This window comes from Rhodococcus sp. P3_B8 (assembly GCF_056402775.1).
In genome coordinates this window covers 1-3,186 of sequence record NZ_JBFUGT010000497.1, presented here as the reverse complement: position 1 = coordinate 3,186, position 3,186 = coordinate 1, and the positions used below count along the sequence as shown (strand labels likewise).

The following is a 3,186-nucleotide window of genomic DNA, read 5'->3' as shown; positions in this document are numbered from 1 at the left end:
GCCTTCTCTCACACTTCGATATTCGGTTGTCGGATCAGCGATCGATCAGCTGCGGCGCTCACGCCGCGGGCCGTCGAAACCGTCGTACGAGCGACGCTCCGTGCGGCTGCGGAACCCGCCACCGGTCGTCGCCGCGGGGCGACGCTCCGACGTGGCCGCGGGGCGGCGATCGTCACGGCGGTCATCCCGGCGATCGTCGCGACGGAACCCGCCTGCCGCACCGCGGTTGTCGCCGAACTCGCGGCGGGGTGCGCTGCGGTCGAAGCTGCGCTCGCCGGTTCCGCGGTGGCTGTCGCCGCGGTCGCCGAAGTCGCGGCGCGGGGCCCGATCCGTGAACGTCCGGTTGTCCCGGTCGCCGCGGTAGCCGCCGCCACGGTTGTCACCGTCGCGCTGCGGACGGTCGCCCCGGTAGCCGCCGGACCGGTTGTCGGTCTGGTCGCGGCGCGGGCCGCGACCCTCGAAGCTGCGACCACCCGACGGACGGTCGCCGAAGCTGCGCTCACCACGGTCGCCGCGGTCGTTGCGATTGCCGCGGTAGCCGCCGCCGTCGTATCCGCCCTCACGGCGGGGTCCGCGGTCACCGAACTTGCGGTCGCCGCCACGCTCACCGCGGGAGTAGGTGTCGCGCACCGGTTCTCCGCTGGGCGCCTTGGCGCCGGTGATGCTGGCCAGCTTCTCCGAGCCGGGGGTGACGGGCACGGCGGTGGCGTCGACACCGGCCATCCCGGTCAGGCGGCGGAACGTGCGCTTCTGGTTGGGCAGCACGATCGCGACGACAGTGCCCTTCTCGCCTGCACGGGCGGTCCGGCCCGCACGGTGCAGGTAGTCCTTGTGGTCGGCGGGCGGATCGACGTGCACGACCAGGTCGATGCCGTCGACGTGGATGCCGCGGGCGGCGACGTCCGTCGCGACGAGCACGGGGGTGCGGCCGTTCTTGAACCGTTCGAGGACCCGGGTGCGCTGGTTCTGCGCCTTGCCGCCATGCAGCGCCTCGGCGGCGATTCCCACCGCGCGGAGGCGGTCGGTGATGCCCTCGCAGCCGAGCTTGGTGCGGGCGAACATGATCGTGCGGCCGTCGCGGGCACCGATCTCGGCGAGGACGTTGTCCTTCTGGCCGCGGTCGACGAGCAGCACGTAGTGCTCCATCGTGTCGACGCTGGCGCGACCGTCCTCGGTGGAGTGCTGCACGTGGTCGGGCAGGAACTGGCGGACCAGCGACTGCACCTCACGGTCCAGGGTGGCCGAGAACAGGAGACGCTGGCCGTCGGCCCGGGTTTCCCCGAGGATGGCCCGGACCTCGGGCAGGAAGCCCATGTCAGCCATCTGATCGGCCTCGTCGAGCGCGGTGATCTCGATGGAGTCGAGGATGCAGGTGCCCTGACGCAGGTGGTCGTTCAGCCGGCCGGGGGTGGCGACGAGGATGTCGACGCCGCGGCGCAGCTGGTCGACCTGCTTGCTGAACGGGGTGCCGCCGACGGCGGGGCGCACGGTCAGTCCCATGGCCCCGGCGTACGAGTTGAGGGAGTCGACCACCTGGAACGCGAGTTCACGGGTGGGAACGAGCACCAGTGCGCGGGGACGCTTGGGTGCGGGCCGGTCCTCGTGCCGGGACAGGCGGGTGAGCATGGGCAGGCCGAATGCGAGGGTCTTGCCCGATCCGGTCTGTGCGCGGCCGAGGACGTTGGTGCCGGCCAGCGCGTCGGGGACGGCCAGCGCCTGGATCGGCGACGGGACGGTGATGGAGTTGCGGGCGAGGGCCTGCACCAGGGGTGCGGGCAGGCCGATCTCGGCGAACGTCACGGTGGCGTTCTGGTCAGGGGTTTCGGTCTCGGTCTGCTCTAGTGGGGCAGACGTCGTCTGGACAGCGTTGGTCACGCAAATACCTCTCCGGGCATAGGGCGCGTCGCGGAGCGGGGGCTGTCATGCAGCACGCACAAAGGGACGAGCCAGGGCACATGTCACCTGGTCAATCCATTCGCGGAAGTGCGGGGAATTGGGCTGTGTGCCGTTTCAGTGTTGATGGGCCGCAGGGGCGACCGTCGACCAGTGTACGCGACGGGGCACCCGGTTATCGAACCCGGCGGGATGTGAGCTGGGTGACTACACGGCGCTGAACAACCGGCTCAGTTCGGTGAGCCAGGGGACGGCGACGGCGATGGTCGGCACCACGAGGATGGCCACCGACGCGGCGTAGGCGGCGAGAGCCACCGGGGTTCCCGCCTCCGAGGAGGCCAGGCGCTGCACCCGCAGCAGGGTGCTGGGACCACCCGCGGCCATGGCGCCCTTGGGGGCAATCGACCCCGAACAGGCGACGAGCGCGCGGGCCAGCGCGGTCGGTCCGGTGGCGCGGACGGCGGAGTCGTCGGCCAGCATCTCGACCAGCAACTGCACCGACCCGAGCGCGGACTTGCTGCGCACGACGGTGGGGAAGGCGGCGTTGACGGCGGTGAACGCCTCGAGGACGAGGTCGTGCCGGGCCCGCAAATGGGACCGCTCGTGGGTCAGTATCGCGGTGATCTCCGCGTCGTCGAGATTGGTGAACGTGCCCTGGCTCAGCACCACCCGCTGGCGCAGACCGGGCAGGCAGTAGGCGATGGGCTCGGTGACGTCGAGGACCCGCAGGTCCGGGGTGCGGGCGAGCGGTGACGAGGAATCGCAGCGGTCGAGGAGGTCGACCAGCATGCGGTGCCGGGCGCGTCGGCGACGGGTGCGGACCCCGACCTGCACGATCGCGAAGATCAGTTTGGCGCCGACGAGGAGGGTGAGCGCAAAGACCACCACGTACAGCAGCCACAGGGGCAGGCCCAGGGCGTCGATCTCGGCGACCGGCGCCGTGGTCGGGCGTCCGTCCGGTCCGGGGACCAGGAGCTGGCTGGCGATCGCGAGGCCCGAACTGAATGCGGACAGAACTGCGGCGAGGGCGATTGCCTGCCACAGCACGAGTGCTGCTCGGGGGGCGCGATGCGGCCATCGGGCACGACTCAACAGCGCAGGGACAGGCCCTGCGAGTAGAAGTGCGAGTACTCCGAATACCAGCGCGGTGGTGGCGTCCATGTCCTACTCATCATGCATGACGAACGTCAGCCGGCGCGAACGGTTCCCGACTGATTGTCTCCGGTGGACCGCTCCTTGGCCTCGAGCGCGGCGAGGGCCTCGCGGAGCGCGTCGGCCTCGTCGGCGCCGACC

Annotated in this window: 2 protein-coding genes; both read right to left on the bottom strand. The window is 71.0% G+C overall.

The features are described 5' to 3' along the window. Positions 1–45: 45 nt before the first annotated feature. Positions 46–1,875 carry a DEAD/DEAH box helicase gene (locus tag AC1D1G_RS43525; protein WP_477956743.1) on the bottom strand — a complete coding sequence of 610 codons (1,830 nt, stop codon included), beginning with the start codon at positions 1,873–1,875 and terminating at the stop codon, positions 46–48. A 225-nt stretch (positions 1,876–2,100) separates the two neighbouring features. After that, the gene (locus AC1D1G_RS43520; RefSeq protein ID WP_073366721.1) at positions 2,101–3,054 is read right to left on the bottom strand and encodes a M56 family metallopeptidase; all 954 of its coding nucleotides are present in this window, start codon (positions 3,052–3,054) and stop codon (positions 2,101–2,103) included. Positions 3,055–3,186 lie beyond the last annotated feature (132 nt).